This window comes from Legionella steigerwaltii, from assembly GCF_001468065.1.
Taxonomy (GTDB): domain Bacteria; phylum Pseudomonadota; class Gammaproteobacteria; order Legionellales; family Legionellaceae; genus Legionella; species Legionella steigerwaltii.
In genome coordinates this window covers 363290-380582 of record NZ_LNYZ01000001.1, presented here as the reverse complement: position 1 = coordinate 380582, position 17293 = coordinate 363290, and the positions used below count along the sequence as shown (strand labels likewise).

Here is a 17293-nt window from a genome sequence, read left to right as displayed (position 1 = left end):
ATTTATATATAAAGGGACTTAAAAATATGAGGGATTCAGTTTCAAATTCCAATTTAGCCTTACTTAGCTTTTCAGCTTTGGGTATCGTTTTTGGTGATATTGGTACGAGTCCACTTTATACCTTCAAAACAGTGTTAACGCTCATTGGCGGTAATCTCAACACAAATGCAATACTGGGCTCTCTTTCACTTATTGCATGGACACTAATCATAGTGACCACAATTAAATATGTCTATTTTGCCATGCGTATTGATAACGATGGTGAAGGAGGCATTTTAGCATTAATGTCATTGCTGGGTATAAAGCTCCATACTAGGCCTGTTATTATTGCAGTGGGATTATTTGGAGCGGCGCTTATATACGGTGATGGTGCCATTACTCCAGCAATCTCCGTCCTGTCCGCACTAGAAGGTTTAAACATAATTACACCTTCCTTTACTCCCTATATTCTACCCTTATCTGTTGCCATCCTCATTGCACTTTTTGCTATTCAGTACAAAGGAACAGCCAATATTGGAAAAATCTTTGGCCCCGTAATGGGAATATGGTTCCTCACTCTTAGTATTTTAGGAGTATGGGGAATTCTTCAACATCCTTCAGTGCTGAAGGCGCTTAATCCTTCTTATGGCCTTGACTTTCTACTTTCCCATGGTTTCAAAGGATTTTTAGTGCTAGGTGGTGTATTTTTATGTGTTACCGGAGCGGAAGCTCTCTATGCAGACATGGGTCACTTTGGGGCGAAACCAATTCGCCTTGCGTGGTTGGGACTTGTGTTTCCAAGCCTTGTCCTTAACTATGCAGGACAAGCGGCATTGGTGCTAGAAGGCGTGCCAGTATCAGATAATATATTTTACCGGCTATGTCCTCACATCTGTATGATACCACTTGTAATATTAGCAACTGTTGCAACGATTATTGCCAGTCAATCAATTATTAGCGGTACATTTTCTATGACACGTCAAGCAATTCAGTTAGGATGGCTGCCAAGATTACGTATCACTCAGACCTCTTGTGAAGGATATGGACAAATCTATATTGGAGTTACCAACTGGGTGCTTATGATAGCAACAGTCGGCCTTATTATAGGGTTTAGAAAGTCAGATAATTTGGCGGCAGCTTATGGCATTGCCGTATCGGCAACGATGCTTGCAACATCTGCACTGCTATTTATTGCTTTTCGTGAAATATGGAATTGGAGTGTTCTGAGAGCTGGAATGATTATCGGTGTATTCTTAATAATAGATACAGCATTTTTCGTCGCTAATTTGTCAAAGTTCATGGAGGGCGGCTATGTACCGATTATTTTTGCTATTTTTGTATATGCAATTATGCTCATTTGGCACATAGGAACACGAGCAGTTTCGGAACGGCTTAGTCAAGTAGTACGCCCTATCAATGCCTTTATGACACAGATAGCAGAAGAACAAATTGCCCGGGTGCCAGGTACAGCTGTTTTTCTAACACGAACATCTCAAGATGCGCCTTCGGTGTTGATATGGCATGTCAGGCAGAATCGTGCCTTGCAAAAAAATGTTTTTATTTTAAAGGTAGAAACCAAGTCAATTCCTTGGGTGAAAAGCACTGATCGAATCATCTTAAATGAGATTTATCCTAATGTCTGGCGGGTTGTGGCTTCCTATGGATTTATGGAGCACCCGAATATACCCAGAGTGCTTAGACAAGTCATTAGCAAAAATAATCTTGTCCTTGATGACATTATCTACTATGTAGGACATGCAACAATTATCTCGCGTGCTAAGGGAGGAAATAGATTGCCTACATGGATAGGTAAGCTCTACGCCTTCATGCAGCGTAATGCATTGCATGAAAGTGAATATTTTCAGCTTTCTCCCGATGCAGTCGTAGAAATTGGTAGGCAAGTGGATGTTTAGACAACGTGAATTTAACATGTGTTTTGTGAACATAAACAAAACACCGTGTCGGGGCTTAGAATTAATTTAGTTTGAGCGTATCTCAGATAATAACTCAAGTTGGATTTTTTCAATTTCCATCATTTTTTCCCACTGGTGTGATAAAAGATGATCGATTTTTTCGTGTAAGATACGAATTTCAAGTTCTGCTTTCAAATTAACTTGATAATCATGCTGAGCACGAATGCGATCTTTTGCCTCCTTTCGATTTTGACTCATCATAATGACAGGTGCTTGAATTGCAGAAAGGCATGATAGAATTAAATTTAGGAAAATAAAGGGATAAGGATCAGTTGGTTGCCACCAATAAATCAAAGAGTTTGCACCTAACCAAAACGCCATAAAAATGGAAAAAGAGATTAAAAACTTCCAGCTTCCACCAAAGCTGGCCATACTATCCGCAAGACGATCTCCAAGTGATAATTTTTGATCGAGTTGAGGCTCCATATCTATAGACAACAACTCTTTGTCGTCCAGCCGATTGAGAACTTTATGTTTTAAGGTTGTAAGTTCATTTTGATCAGATAGGAGCAAATTACGAACATAGCGTGAGCGCATTACCTCTAAATCTTTATGACATATGAAGTGTTGATCATTCCAATCCGGGCAGATGCGAATAATCTCCAGACTAATTTCTGGACGAATTAACTTACCAGAAGTCATTTTATTTTGAGGAAAGGACTTCTCACAAACCGAACACACATATGAAGAATAGTTCATCAGATATCTTTTAGTCAAAGTTCATTAGAAAGTTAATTTATTATACATATAAGAAGAAGAGAGTGCTATTACTGCAATAATGGTATGTTCACGGCCTTGAGGGATCATCACTTTTTAATTTGTTTACTCTATAGACTTCAACGTCCCGCGGACAAGCCGCGGGACGTTGAATGAGAGATATATAGCTTTAATGGGTGAAGATACGTCAGGCCAAGGCCGCCCCACTCTTACTATAACAATAATATAAATCTTTTTATTGAAAAAAGGACAGATTAATTTATAGTTGCACAAAATTATTTTTTGGTACAAGTCTTTATGATTACAGTAAAACAATTAAAAGAACTTCTCGATATTTATCAAAGTCAAAAGGCAATTTTTTCTCCAAACTTGGATGCTAAGACACTGAAGATTATGCAGCAAGAAGCTGCCTATACCTTCTCATTCTTTACTCAATTAATTCAAGCACGGGATGAAGAATCCTCTCTTGACAAAGACTCCATGATTATCAGGAAGTATTTAAAAATTCGTTGGGCACATCTGAAAAAATCGAATCTTGCCTATACCCGTCATCCTTTTTTACCTGCTAATCAGTTATGTCTTAAAGTTGCTGAAGCGATTGCTGGGCCTAAGGAAGCAATATGTCAAATTTTAATGCCAGGTCTTGTTGGTTTGAATCGAAAAAGTGCTGAACTTAAATTTGAGACAGAAAGTGAAGGGCATTTTGAACTTGAGAATTATGTTATTAATCAGGCTCATAATAGACTGATACCAGTAGCGGAAATCTTTCAAACAGCGAAGGTTGATAGCAATCTGGTGATTGCTGATTTCCAACCGGCTGATAATCAAGTGGTCTATCAATTGGGCGGCAGAGACATGCTCAATCTAGAGCAGGTTGCCGGCAAGGCCAGTGAAACATTTATTCAAGTATTGAAGAAACAACACAGCGAGAAATATGATAACAATTCAATCGGTTTTTCTCTATATAAATTAGCTTTAGAACTTAAAAAAGCATCAGTTGCCGATTCAGGTAGTGAGGAATGGGCAGATAACGAGGTTGTCGCAGGAGCAATTAAAACGTTTTATGAACTTTGGCGAAATCTCCCCAACGGCCTTTGTTTACCTCATCCAATAAATACCCCGATTAGCCAACTTTCTCTGAAAAGTTATGGGCGTGCAGAACTTACTCTTGAGAGTTATTTGTTGGCTTTATTTGCTCGTCATAAGGATTGTACGCTCACTGACGAAGAATTTAAGCGAGAACAAAAAGAAAACATTTTTCCTTGTGCCTATCAAATTTCCAATTGCCTTTTTGAGTTCCTCAATCAATATCCAGACCTCTATAAACTTCCCATCGAAGTGAAGCTAACGCAAGCGAAAGAAGAGTTACCATCCTTGGGTCCTTTGTTGGATGAGGTATTAGAAGTCTTGGCACATCGTCCCCAAATGTTGGATGGTAATGATGAAGGCTTGCTTGGTCAATTGATTCAACTGATACGAGAAAGTTCAACATATCATAGTGTAACAGCAGCCACTTTTATAGAACCGTTTATTCAGAGCTTTCAGGATTTCAGCAATTTGACCGCCAATTCTGAACTTTTTAAGGAAGTAGCAGCACTTGTTCAACCTCGTTTTGCTGAGCTAACCTCAGTAGCGGGAATCGATAAGCTGATCCATTTCTTCTCTAAAGAACAACAACAACTTATTGTTGATGTTCAATTTAATGCACTTGTTCAGGAATATAATACTGAGGCGAAATATCAAAAATTAATGGCCAACCTTGTAGATCCTGCAAAAAGTAGTTTTAGAAAAAAATATGCAGCCCAGCTAATACCGTCAATTACTTCGTGTCAAGATTTTTTGCAGTTAAGTAAGACAGTAAGCTCTGAGTTACTTGATGAAGTGTTCGCATCCCTAGAAGATAAATATCCAGTACTGCTCAACAGCTATGATAACACTCGAGATATACTTAAAGCACTTTCTCTCTTCAGTAACCAAAGAAAGAAAGTTCTAGCATTTGTTAAACCTAATTTATATCAGTGGTTAAATCCCGATAATTACGATTCATTTTATCAATCTTTACTAATCTATGACGCAGCAGAACTACATCGTATTATGGTTGATGAGATAAGCAGTCGCATAACTTCCTTTAAAGAATGGACTACACACTATGTCGCCTGGAAAAATCATGAGTTTCAATCTGATCTATTAGATCAACTTTTTTTGAAGTTTAAAGATGAAATTAAAGATGGCGATGCACTACTTTCTCTATTACAAAAAACGAAAAACCGCTATAAATTAAAAGCGATTGAGAAATTTCACTCTCTTCTTAACTCAAAAGAGCTCTTTGAACAAAGCTTGACTTTGATGCCTGGAAGTACGCATCAACGCTTTTTATCGACAATTGCTTTTGATTCGTTTGTTTTTACAATTCCAGAACTGCAAAAAATTGTCGATTTATTTCAATCAGACGAACTTCGTCAAATTATTTTTACCCAATTCAATCCGAAAAAATTAAATTGCACGGAGGAAGAGTTTGCTTCATTAACTCAATACAAATTCGAACTCAAAAAACGAAATATAACCGAACAAGACTTTGATCCTCAAACAGTAATTGATCAGTTACAACAATATGTTGCTCGTCAACACCCTAGATATGGATTTTTTAAGTCAACATCTGATGAAAGAGTGCAAATGGCTATCGCAATAATCCGTAAATTAGAAGATGACAGTTTAAGTCTGCAAGAAAAATTTAATGCAGTAGTCGAGGCACAAGATCAAATTAAAAGAGAATATCAGTCTATTGGTAGCTCAGCTCGTCACAGTCAATTATATTCTATTCTCAATGAGAGTTTGAATAAAAATGTCGAAAGTCAAGAGAACTTCTGGAGTGCCCTTCAATCCTTTCGGACTTTCAGTTCATCATTGGGGTGAAGACAATACAAAAGTGTGACAACGCCATAGCGTATCAACTGAATGAGGGATTTCATGAGTTGCTCTAACACGTTAAGTCAGTTTCTAGCATTTGTTTTATTCTGCTCTTTTTCTCGTTCTGTTGATGCTCTGATTGCAAATAAAGATTTATTAAATACAGAAATTAAAAAGATAGTTGATGAGCAAAGAGAAAAACATAATTTACCTGCCTATCTCTAAGAGTTAGAAATAAATTTGAAAAATTGATTAGAGGTGAAACACGCAACGGAATAAAATACTTTAAAGCTATAATTGACAGAAAATAATTTCAGAATGATTGATACAATGCAGAACGAACTAAACTTAAATTTTACTTATAATTACAAACAACCTGGCGAATATCATTTTAGTCTTGATTCAATTCACTTGGCGAGATTTGTCGCATCACAATTGAAATCCCACCCAGATCTTGGTTCACTGCGAGTATTAGATCTCTGCGCGGGCTGTGGAGTCATTGGAATTGAACTATCGTGGCATCTACAAGCAATCCGTCAGATTGATTTTATTGAGATCCAGGATATTTATACTGAATATTTTTATCAAAACATAGCGAGTGTCAATCGACCTGAATTACAATTTCGCTGGCATCTTTTAAATTATGATGAATTACATGAAAAAAAATGGGAAGGTCAATTTGATTTGATTATTAGTAATCCACCCTATTTCCAACCAGGCCACGGAATGCTTTCCCCTTCTAAATTTAAAAATCGGTGTAGATTTTATTTAGACAGCTCTTTTCAGAGTTATATACGAGCATTAGAAAATTCGCTTGCAAACAACGGTAACGCTTATTTTTTATTACGACCATTAAAACATCATGGTTTTGATTTATTTTCAGATATACAAAAAATCCTACAGGAAACATCAACAACAGCAAAAAAAATATCGCATATCCGTGGCACGGATATTATTTTATTTGAAAAACTGAAATGAATAGTAGCATTTCTGATAAGAGATCAGAATTTTTTGATTTGGTCAATTAGCGATTTCCTTCTGAAAAAAATGTCATAAAGCGCCCTTTGAATTAGGAGCCCTTATGATTTGCCGTTGTCGCCCGTAGCTTAGGATCCTTATTAAGCTCATCGAGATAATGATTTAATTTAAAAATCCACTTCATCACCGATACCGGTGTTTCAAAAAATTTGGAATCAAAAAAATGTTTCGAAAAATCAGGTAAATTTTCAATCGCCTTGCGAGTTGCTGGTGAAAGTCCTGCCTTGACACATTCTTTAACAGCCCGAGCGCAATTTTGACCGAATAAGTCATATTTATACTTTGGATCATGAATTATTTTTTCCATCTTTTCTAATACTTCCATTTCATCAATAAAATAAGGTTGACCACTTTCGCCTGTTGGAAGTGACACCGCATAATCCGGACTTAAGCCTTCAGTAACCTCTCTATTTTCGATCTCAAGTTCAATATCATTTCTTTCTTTATTTAACTCTTCCACTTCTTTTTTTATGTTTTCATACCGAGTTAACAGTTCATGTATTCTAAGCTCCTCTTTCTCAATATCACGTAGCTTGTTCATTTTGTCAGTGATTTGAGACTGCAACACCAATAACTGTTGTGCTTTTTCATTATCAGGGTATCGTTGAAAATAGAGCAAAAGATGACGTCTAACCTTATTGCTATCAGGTGCGTCTTCATAAAGAGTATTGATCTTATTAAACTCAGAAGTTAATTGACGATATTCATCTACATATGCATAAGCTTTAGGTATCTCGTCATTTAAGCCGGCGTTTAACAATAAATTGTGGAACTCCAATTTTAATGCTTTAAGTTCTTTTTCCAATTCTTGCTTTTGTTGGATTGAAACTCCTTCCGCTTTTTTGTTATCTTTCTGTGAGAGGAGCTTAAACACATCAGGGGCATTTCGCTTCCCCAATCTTTTTCTCTCATTCATCGCTTCTAACTTTTTTTCCAAAGCTGTTTTTGGAAAACGTCCTTTTTGTTCGAGTTCAAACCGAATTTCTTTTCTTTGTTTTTCAAGTTCCTCTATCTTTTTATCCAATACCTGCTTTTTTTGTGATAGTTCTGAAAGCTCAAATTCGTTGCCTCGGTGATGTTCAATAATACGGCTTAGATGTGAGGCATCCTCAGAAGCAGGTTCTGACCATTCCTCACACATATCCCTTTGAAGCTTCTCATTAAAAGCAGCTTTAATTTTTCCTCCAACTCTGAAGAAACTTTGAATAGCACGTAATCTTGTAACACCTTGATCGCCTGGCCATAGACTCAGGAAAGCACTAAGACCTTTTAATTTTCTTCCCCGTTGATAAAAACCAATACCCTTTTGTTCACCAGTTTTGAGTGTTTCATAAATCGGCATAGCCTGCTGAAATTTAAGTTGTTTAAATTGTTTATCCAGTGAATTCAAGTCATGCATGTTTTCATAAATCGTCACTGCTAGGCTCATATGCCCCACATTGCCACCTTGAACTACAGATTTTGTAATACCTTTTAATGACCCATAAATGTTCTTTTTGTCTTTGTTTCGTGGATTCCAAACGTAAAAATCTAGCACTATGTCTCAATAATAATTTATCAAACTTTTAATTATAAAGATTGATTATTAAGGAACCATTAAATTTTAAGCATTTGGTCTTATTTTTGAAACAGCCATGATTTTATTGCCACCATCCTGGTTTATTTGGGCTTTAAATAAAAAAGCCCCATCAGAACAAACTGACAGGGCTTTTTTAAGTTACTATCTATGTTATGCAGTAGCTAAAGCTTTCTTTTCTTTTTCTTTGGCAATTACAGCTTCAGCTACATTGTTTGGACAAGGAGCATAGTGAGAGAACTCCATAGAGAATTGACCACGGCCCGAGGTAAGGGTACGTAATGTACTGATGTAACCAAACATTTCTGAAAGAGGAACATCGGCCTTGATACGGACACCCGCTGCGCTGGGCTCCTGACCCGAAATCATGCCGCGACGTCGGTTCAAGTCACCAATCACATTCCCGACATCTTCTTCGGTACTGTAAACGTCAACCTTCATAATTGGTTCAAGCAGTTGTGGAGCAGCTTTTGGTATCGATTGACGGAAAGCCCCTTTTGCAGCAATTTCAAATGCGATCGCTGAAGAGTCAACGGCATGATAAGCACCATCGGTGAGGTTCACTACAACATCCAATACAGGGAAACCTGCCAACGTACCTGTGTCCATCATTGAACGGAACCCTTTCTCAATTGCTGGGAAGAATTCTTTAGGGACATTTCCACCCACAACAGATGTGATGAAAGTGAATCCGCTATTTGGCTCGCCTGGGGAAATAGTGTAATCAATCTTACCGTATTGACCAGCACCACCTGATTGTTTCTTGTGGGTATAGCTGTCTTGAATCGATTTGGTTATCGTTTCGCGGTAAGCAACCTGTGGCTGACCTACTATTAACTCAACATCGTATGTACGCTTGAGAATATCTACTTTAATATCAAGATGTAATTCACCCATACCACGAAGAATAGTTTCACCTGAATCTTGATCAGTTTCTACTCTAAACGTTGGATCTTCTGCAACCATCTTACCAATAGCAATAGCCATTTTTTCTGTAGCACCTTTATCTTTTGGCGCGACAGCAATGGAGATAACAGGTTCAGGGAAAACCATCGCTTCTAGGTTACACTCATGATTAGGATCGCAAAGAGTGTGGCCGGTTCGAACGTTTTTCATGCCTACAATCGCGATAATATCGCCAGCTTCAGCACTTTGTAATTCATTACGCTCATTCGCCTGCATCTCAACCATACGACCGACACGCTCCGTTTTACCAGTAAAGGAGTTAAGAATAGTATCCCCTTTATTTAGTCTTCCTGAATAGATACGTACGAACGTAAGCGCGCCAAAACGGTCATCCATGATTTTAAATGCCAAGGCACGGAATGGCTCATCTGGAGAAACGATAGCAAATTGACCATTTGGCTCACCTTCAGCATTGGTCAAAGGTTGTGGATTAACTTCATGGGGAGCAGGTAAATAGTCAACCACAGCATCCAATAATAGCTGCATCCCTTTGTTTTTAAAGGCAGAACCGCAATAAGTTGGGAAGAAGGCTAATTCAAGCGTACCTTTACGGATACAACGCTTAATCTCTTCTATTGAAGGCTCCTCTCCTTCTAAATAAGCCATCAGCAACTCATCATCCATTTCAAGTGCCGTTTCAATTAATTGCGCGCGATACATTTCAACGTCATCATGCATATCAGCAGGCACATCAGTAATTTTGTAATTTTCTGGCTGGCCAGATTCGTCCCATATATACGCTTGACGAGTTAACACATCGACAACACCTACGAAGCTGTCTTCATAACCAATGGGCAAAGTCATAATTAATGGATGTGCACCCAATACTTTTTTAATTTGCTCAGTCACTCTCAAGAAGTTCGCGCCGATTCGGTCAAGTTTGTTTACGAAAATCAAACGAGATACTTTTGAATTATTCGCATAGCGCCAGTTGGTTTCTGACTGAGGCTCGACGCCACCAGAACCACAGAATACTCCGATACCGCCATCGAGCACTTTCAGTGAACGATATACTTCTACAGTGAAGTCTACGTGTCCTGGGGTATCGATAACATTGAAACGAGTACCTTTCCAAGAGCAACTTACTGCTGCTGACTGGATGGTAATACCGCGTTCTGCTTCCTGTTCCATGAAATCAGTCGTTGATTCACCATCGTGAACTTCGCCTATTTTGTGGATTCTACCAGTGAGCTTAAGAATACGCTCGGTAGTGGTGGTTTTTCCTGCATCAACGTGGGCGAAGATACCAATATTTCTGTATAAATTTAAATCAGCCATAGCACTCTTATATAAAAATTAAAATGGATAAAAAATTGTCAGATATTATACACTATTTGATCTGGGTTTGCAGCATAAATTTGTTATATTAATCTTTTTTATACTTTTTTCACCTTTTGGTTTACAGAGTAACGCAGCTTGTACTCACTATAAAAGGTAGGTCCGGCAGGCGATAATTTATATTAAGGTATCCGGATTTAACGCGTATTTGAAGGAGTATCAAAAACACATAAGTTTATAACTTGACTCATATCGACCCAGGATGGATTAATTAAAATCTAAGATGTGGTCCAAAATATGGATATACCCATAACCCTCAGATCTATAAGTCTTCTTAATGCAAAAATCCTAAGCCTAGTATGCCTGCAATAATCAGATAAATAGCGACAATGTAATTTAACAATCGAGGCATAACCAGTATTAAAATTCCAGCAACTAATGAAATAATAGGTGTAAGATGACCATCAAGCATATTGTCTCTCCGTAAGCTCAATATAATTATTATAGCATTAATTCATACGAAGCCTTAAATTAGCATTTTTATAGATAAAGTTGTTTCAAATAAGTGTCTTGGTTTTAAAAATAGATGGGGTTAATTGAGCACTAACCTAAATGCCGGCATTTACAATACAGAGAGATAATTTATGCATTTTCTTAATTTTTTATACATTTTAATCCATCCAGTTTTACCTGCCCCATAGATTTCTAAGCTTAATGAATCAACTTCCTTAGTTGAGCAGTGCACTTTAAATAGGTTGGATCAAAACGATCCAACCTATTTGCTTTTAAGCTTACAGACTCGCCATTACACTAACAAAGTTAGGGGGATTTGGAGAACCGACACCAACAACATCATTCCAAAACTGATCCTCAATAATACTCAGTACACCATCCCAATTAAAAGTAATAATATCGCCACTAACGGTAATATTAAATGCAGAATTAGGTGGAGTAGAGCCAGCCGGTGCATTGTTAACTGGTGTAGCACCACTTATTATCTGATGTGGCGGCGTAATGAGATTAATCGCTTTGTTATTGATCAACAGATTATTGAACGTGTAAAAATAGGGTGCCGCCAAGCCAATTGGTTTTTGCGCTCCTCCGTTTAAGAGTGCACGAGCTTGGTTAACCAGGGTAAGTACGCCTGAAAATAATGGAGTAGACTGACTTGCTCCACCTGTCTTAAAAAAAACTCCGCCCTGATAAATAATCAGTCCCGTATAATAATCTGCATCCATAGCTATGTCAGGAGCCGCACGATTGTGATTACCGACAACACCATAACCACCTGCAATAAAATTACTAATGGGAGCCTGCCAGGATGGAAAAGCACGCCACTGACTAATTCCGCCCATGCTGCCTGAATAAATAGTCCCATTCTTGAAGGTACCCCATCCTGATTCAAATGCATAATTATAGTTATTATCAACAAACAGACTTGTCCCTGCTACTGCAGTAACATAAGTAGAACTAACTGGATACCCTATTGAAAGTCCACTGCTCGCCTTGCTGCAAGGCCACAAACTATGATAGGTTTGAGCCCCACAGTCCCCTGCTGCAAAGTTAATGCTTAACCCCATTGCCGCAGCAGTTTGCAAGGTTGCATCCAGTGGTTCATTTTGTAAGTCGTCAGCACTACCCCAACTGTTGGAAACTACATAAGCATTGGCAAAGCCGCCTAGAGTAAACTGGTTATTAATAATCGTTTGGATCGCTGTTGCTGCCTGAGTATTATTAGTATTGTTTGTCATAACTAAAACAATGTTGGCACCTGGCGCCATTGTATGCGACGCTTCTACGTCAAGCGCGATTTCACCATCCCAGCTAGAAGCATCGTCACAAACCATAGATCCTTTAACATAGGGCGACCCAGTATAATCGACTACAGTGAAGTTGCTCGCACTAAGCTGAGACAAGGAGTTGGCAGTATTATAGACATTTGCCTCATTCCTAATCTGGTTCGGGGTTTGTGTCCCACAACCATCAATAATAACGATCGTTTGTCCTGTACCATCAAGCGTTACGCCATTCACAGGAGCAATGCCACTCATATTATAAGCTATCCGCATTTGTTGCCCTGTAAAGCCTTGCAAAGAAGTAGTGGTCGGTAGTGCTTGCGGCACAAAAGAATCCCATACCAAATTTAATATTTCAGTCTTTTTATTAATTTGTGATTCTGTTACCGCTTTTAGTTCTTCTGGGGATTGGCGATGGATTTTAGGATATCCATAGGCAATATTACTCAGATCGCTAATCCCTGATATGTATTGAGCAATATCAGAATTTATCCTGGGCTCAGACGCATTACCATAAACAAGTTTATTTTTATATAAATAATTATTTAGCTTTATCTGTAATACTTCCTCAATCTTACTTGCTTTTGCAGTGACTTGTATCGTAGTAAACACCCTTCTTGTGTTCATTCCTTGTGCGAGGAAATAATTCTCTACCGCTTTTACAGCGTCTGCACTGGGAGCATAATTTGCCTCATATTCTTCTTTTGTCAAAAATTTTTGGTACTTAAAACTTTGGGGGTCATATAATTCGTTTATGAATTGATCGAGCCGCTCTTTATTTTTGAGTTTAAGCCAAACAGTAAACGTAATCACTTGTTGGGAATCCAGTGGTCCAACCAGTTTAGCGTTCTTTAATGTTGAGAGCTCAATATTATAAAAGTTGACTTTTTTTATTCCATTCCCAGCCCACACCGTAGAAAAAAATATCGATATAGAAAAACAAACCATCAAACGCATAGCAAACATTTAGTAGCTCCCCGGTAAGAATTTGGATTAATTTACTATTCATATCCCAACAGATATACACGATTAAGTGGACTATAGTAATAAACCCAAGTTCATCGTTACTGCTTCATTAGAATACAAGCCCTGCCCCATAGATCCCTGATAATTGGAACAACTTAAGGCTTTCTCAATTCCTTAGGCAATTTAGCTAGGAATGTTTCATCAAAACTTGTCCCCCAATTCATAACTGTCCAACCGTTGCTATCTTTATGTAAATAAACCATAGCATTATCTGTAACAGGTTTATTTGGGATCACTTCGGCATAAGCGTAGTTTCCTACACATTTTTTTGCGGAAATAGTAACGTCTTGTGACGATATATCCGTTTTGACAATGTAATTTTTAATTGCGCGGATTATTTCTTTGGTGTTGTTTGGTGCGCAAGGGTACTGACTGGCTGCATGACAAGAGATAGGAGCAATTACTGTGAGCAGGACCAATAATTTATTACGCATATGAATATTTCCTTCATCATGTGATTACTATAATTACTATATGTTAACCTCCCTTAAAGCATCAATACGTAGCAATTAATAAATCAAGTCTGAAGTGCACCTAAATACTCTCAATACAACATTTCTGTAAATGAGTTACTAAGTAATAGTATTTTTTTATTTCATATCTCAAACAAGAATGTGGCCTGAGTCGGGGTGTATTCTAAATATAATTTTGCCTGGCGAGAAGATACAACTGGTTATTGCCAAAAAACAAGGTTGCGATCAAGCGGGCATCGGTTATTCGTTGTACAAAACATCCGACACGAAACAAGAGCATTTACTAGGCTATGTCTCTCACCGTTTTCGCGATGGTACTTTTAGTTTGCAAGTTTCGATTTATTGTAAAAATAAACACTGCTTATTTAGAGACCTGAATCCAGATCAAAACCGACATTAAACATGAGAAAAGTCGGACCAGGGCCCGACTGCTAGCTACGTTATATCATGGACTTTTAAAGTTTACAGTCATATTTTCAATTTGAATATCAGGTTCTTTTTTCTTTTTAAAGAAATTATTTAGACCGCCAATGAGCGAATTACCGGCAGAAACTAATTTATCAATAAAACTAAAATCCATTTCCATTTCATAGCATCTGACGGTATTGATGTCATTAAAGTCATTAACCATCATTTGCGAAAAGCATAAAAGCATGTAATTTAAAACCGTCTCATCCTGCTCTTTCTGACCCATCTTTTTAAAATCCGTATCGCTTTCCAATTTTTTCCAAGTGTAAAAATTAATACTTCGTCCATGATTCGGATCATAAAAATAGGCAATTTTTTTCTTTGGATCATAACGCAAATAAATTGCATGCCCCCAGGTCTCCTGATCTGCGGCTTGAGTTCCGTCTTTTTTAGTTGCATGATGCCCAATAGATAATTTTACAATCCCAAAATTTTTGAGTTTGGATTTCTGTTGTTCATTAACCGCCTGAAAAAGTACTTGATAAATAGAGTCAGAACTCAAAGCAGGTTCATCTGCGTAATGAAAATCTTTATGTAGTGCTTGAATTTTCTTTAAATGAAGACGTTTTAATACTGCTTTTGATAAACCATTGTTCGCTTCATCCCGTGCATCTACTTGATATAAAGCTTGATTATAGCGATCTTGTGGTGAAATTTTCACTTCTGCGTTCCATTGAGAATCAGAGAGTTCTTTATTTCGGCCCAAACTGGTCATTTCTCGAGTAATTACTCTATAGGTATTTGCTTGGCACGCCCCATCTCCTAATACTTCGCTAATTCCGCCAATAAATCCTTGAATATTTTCATACTGAATGGGATCGCCCCATTGATTAAAAAAATTAATATCTTTTTTAACATCGCTTAGCAAACTTGCATGGAATGTACTTGAAGACTGATCATTGAGAGGAGAAATCATTTCTTTAACTTTCTCATATTGATCCGTTAATGCAATAAGACTGTCTTGGTTTTTTTTAATTTTTTGATCGATCGAGCGACTTAATGTACGCAATAATCTACTTTTTGCTTGTTTCAAAGAACTGTCTATGTGCTGAGAAATATTTTTATTCGCATCATTCAATTCCTTTTTACAATGCTCATATGCTTGTTCTAACAAATGAGTTGCAGTTGTGAGAACTTCTTGCCTTGCACTGGTTACTTTGTGAATCAAAGGAGCTAATGAAGGATCACCACCAGCAGCACTAATTTTTTCTCTCAAAGCCATGAGTTCAATCTGATGTTGCAGTTCTTTCAATGTAGGGAATTCATGTTCTGACTGGCCATTGAGTACTGCATTTTGAATCACATGTTTGATTTTTTGTTGGACAAGCTCTTTATTCACCTTAACTTTGCTAGAGTCTAAACCAAGCGCAGAGAAAACAGCCGCCTCATGAGGGTTTTGGAGAAATTTTTCGGGGTGGGTAATTTGCTGATGTACAAATGCTCGCTTTAAGACGAGAGAAAAATCTTCTAAATATTCTTTAGGTAACCGAGTGAGTGCTCGCTTGAGCTTAGGAAACATTTTAATGACTACTTCTTCTTGAGCGGTGATCTCACCTCGCTCAAGTTTTACATTTAATTTAGACATTTCTTCTTTGTATTCTTGTTTTGTCATTTTTCCTTGAGCATAAGCAATAATGCGAAGTTTATCCGATTCTGTCATCATTCGTTCACTGTCGCGAATGTCAGTTCCAACCACATCCCAATCGCCAATCATTTTTTCAGCAATTTGTTTGTTCGTACTTTGCTCCAAACGATCATAAAGATCGATCAAAGCTGCACGATTACAGGCTGACCGCACACCCACCACAAATTGATCCAGTGCCTGAACATTCTTCGAGTAATCAACAAATGTAGGCTTATCGGGCATATGCTCAATTACATGTTGAATATCGCGAACGATTACAGGAGCTAACGTAGCTACCTCATCAACACGTTCCTTATGCAGTATTTTTGTAACTATCTCTATAGGATTTTTATTAACTAATGAAAGAGATTCGACAACTTCGTCTTCGGCAGCAATTTTTTTCAACTGCTCTGAGAATATTTGCATCAAATCTGCATGACTTGCATCTCTAGACCCCAGTATAGATTGGGCTCTCTCCATAGCAACTTCAAAGCCAGCTGGAGAACCGTTCCATTCTTTCCTTTTTTCTTCAATTATTCTGAGTCGCTTTTGCTCAGCTAATGCTACTTTTTCCATGAACTCATTAATCTCAGGTAATGAACGTAATGGTGGAGAGTAGTCGTCTAAACGTTTAGAGGTGGGCCAATACGTTGTATATAATTGTTCAAAGGGAACTTTAAAGCCATGTGATGAGCATTTCTTTTTCAACTCATCAAGAATTGAACGATTTATTATTATTATTAATTCATGTACCAGCTCGCGATGTACTTGTTGCCAATATTCAAAATCACCAGAATGAATAATAAGTTGCATGGTGTTTGGAAATAACCCTTTTTCTTCTATCTTTTCTGTAATTGCAGAAATATTAAATACTTTAAATTTATCAAGTCTACTACCTGGATTAAAACTTTCCCAAAGTCCAACAAGGTAGCTATTTAGGTGGGATTTCATCAAATAAAGCGCATCAAGAGCTAATAATCCCTGCTTTATTTGTTCTAGATAAATAGCCAGTTGCATTTTATATGCATTTACACTTGGAAGCGTATCTTGGTTTTGCTCGTAAAAATGTCGTGCTGTGTTCTGAAAAAGCCAATTCCTAACCACTTCGATGTTAAATGATCTTAACTGCTCCTCATCTACTTGTTCAGGCCAATCGCCATCTTTTTTCCAAAAATCACTGGTATTCAAATAATTACATATTTGCTTCAGAGAAATCACATCCTCTAATGATTCCAATGCAGCAGGAACTGCATTCATCAGCCATGCCATTTTATCACCACATTCAATTTTTATTTTACTTAAATACTCAGAAAACCGTGTGCTTTCAATGGAATATTGATCCTCTTCTGAGGTAATTGTGGGATATCTCTCTTGAGGTGAAAGCGGAACAAAATCTAAATCAAGCTGGCTTGGAAAATTATAATAATAAACATAACTTCCACCATAAATAGGACTAGGCATAATACCCTCAG

At 37.6% G+C, this 17293-nt stretch carries 11 protein-coding genes; 4 read left to right on the top strand and 7 right to left on the bottom strand.

Annotation, left to right across the window (positions count from 1 at the left end; genetic code table 11):
* The first annotated feature begins 26 nt into the window (after positions 1 to 26).
* Positions 27 to 1892 carry a potassium transporter Kup gene (locus Lstg_RS01595; protein ID WP_058475908.1) on the top strand — a complete coding sequence of 622 codons (1866 nt, stop codon included), beginning with the start codon at positions 27 to 29 and terminating at the stop codon, positions 1890 to 1892.
* A 66-nt stretch (positions 1893 to 1958) separates the two neighbouring features.
* Here the strand turns inward: Lstg_RS01595 and Lstg_RS01590 are convergent, their stop codons facing one another.
* Positions 1959 to 2651, bottom strand: a complete 693-nt coding sequence (locus Lstg_RS01590; RefSeq protein ID WP_058475907.1) for a DUF1003 domain-containing protein — start codon at positions 2649 to 2651, stop codon at positions 1959 to 1961.
* A gap of 315 nt (positions 2652 to 2966) precedes the next feature.
* On the opposite strand from Lstg_RS01590, the gene Lstg_RS01585 reads away from it, so the two are divergent.
* The 3 genes from Lstg_RS01585 (at position 2967) to Lstg_RS01580 (ending at position 6554) form a co-directional block, all read left to right on the top strand.
* Positions 2967 to 5582 (top strand): hypothetical protein, encoded by a 2616-nt coding sequence (locus Lstg_RS01585; RefSeq protein ID WP_058475906.1) that lies wholly within the window; start codon positions 2967 to 2969, stop codon positions 5580 to 5582.
* 54 nt (positions 5583 to 5636) lie between these two features.
* The gene (locus Lstg_RS17635) at positions 5637 to 5801 is read left to right on the top strand and encodes a hypothetical protein (protein ID WP_156413864.1); all 165 of its coding nucleotides are present in this window, start codon (positions 5637 to 5639) and stop codon (positions 5799 to 5801) included.
* 93 nt (positions 5802 to 5894) lie between these two features.
* Positions 5895 to 6554, top strand: a complete 660-nt coding sequence (locus Lstg_RS01580; protein WP_058475905.1) for a methyltransferase — start codon at positions 5895 to 5897, stop codon at positions 6552 to 6554.
* Between the two features lie 91 nt (positions 6555 to 6645).
* Here Lstg_RS01580 and Lstg_RS01575 read toward each other — a convergent pair whose 3' ends face one another.
* From Lstg_RS01575 to Lstg_RS01555, 6 genes are all read right to left on the bottom strand, one after another.
* Positions 6646 to 8151 carry a coiled-coil domain-containing protein gene (locus tag Lstg_RS01575; RefSeq protein ID WP_058475904.1) on the bottom strand — a complete coding sequence of 502 codons (1506 nt, stop codon included), beginning with the start codon at positions 8149 to 8151 and terminating at the stop codon, positions 6646 to 6648.
* A gap of 192 nt (positions 8152 to 8343) precedes the next feature.
* Positions 8344 to 10434, bottom strand: a complete 2091-nt coding sequence (gene fusA / locus Lstg_RS01570; RefSeq protein WP_058475903.1) for an elongation factor G — start codon at positions 10432 to 10434, stop codon at positions 8344 to 8346.
* 334 nt (positions 10435 to 10768) lie between these two features.
* Positions 10769 to 10906, bottom strand: coding sequence for a DUF3096 domain-containing protein (locus Lstg_RS17445; RefSeq protein WP_082650774.1), 138 nt, complete (start codon positions 10904 to 10906; stop codon positions 10769 to 10771).
* 319 nt (positions 10907 to 11225) lie between these two features.
* A complete protein-coding gene (locus tag Lstg_RS01565) occupies positions 11226 to 13196 on the bottom strand; it encodes a S53 family peptidase (RefSeq protein WP_058475902.1) in 1971 nt (656 codons plus the stop codon).
* Between the two features lie 155 nt (positions 13197 to 13351).
* Positions 13352 to 13690 (bottom strand): hypothetical protein, encoded by a 339-nt coding sequence (locus tag Lstg_RS01560; protein ID WP_058475901.1) that lies wholly within the window; start codon positions 13688 to 13690, stop codon positions 13352 to 13354.
* Positions 13691 to 14174: 484 nt separating this feature from the next.
* Positions 14175 to 17282, bottom strand: coding sequence for a hypothetical protein (locus Lstg_RS01555; protein WP_058475900.1), 3108 nt, complete (start codon positions 17280 to 17282; stop codon positions 14175 to 14177).
* Positions 17283 to 17293: the final 11 nt, after the last annotated feature.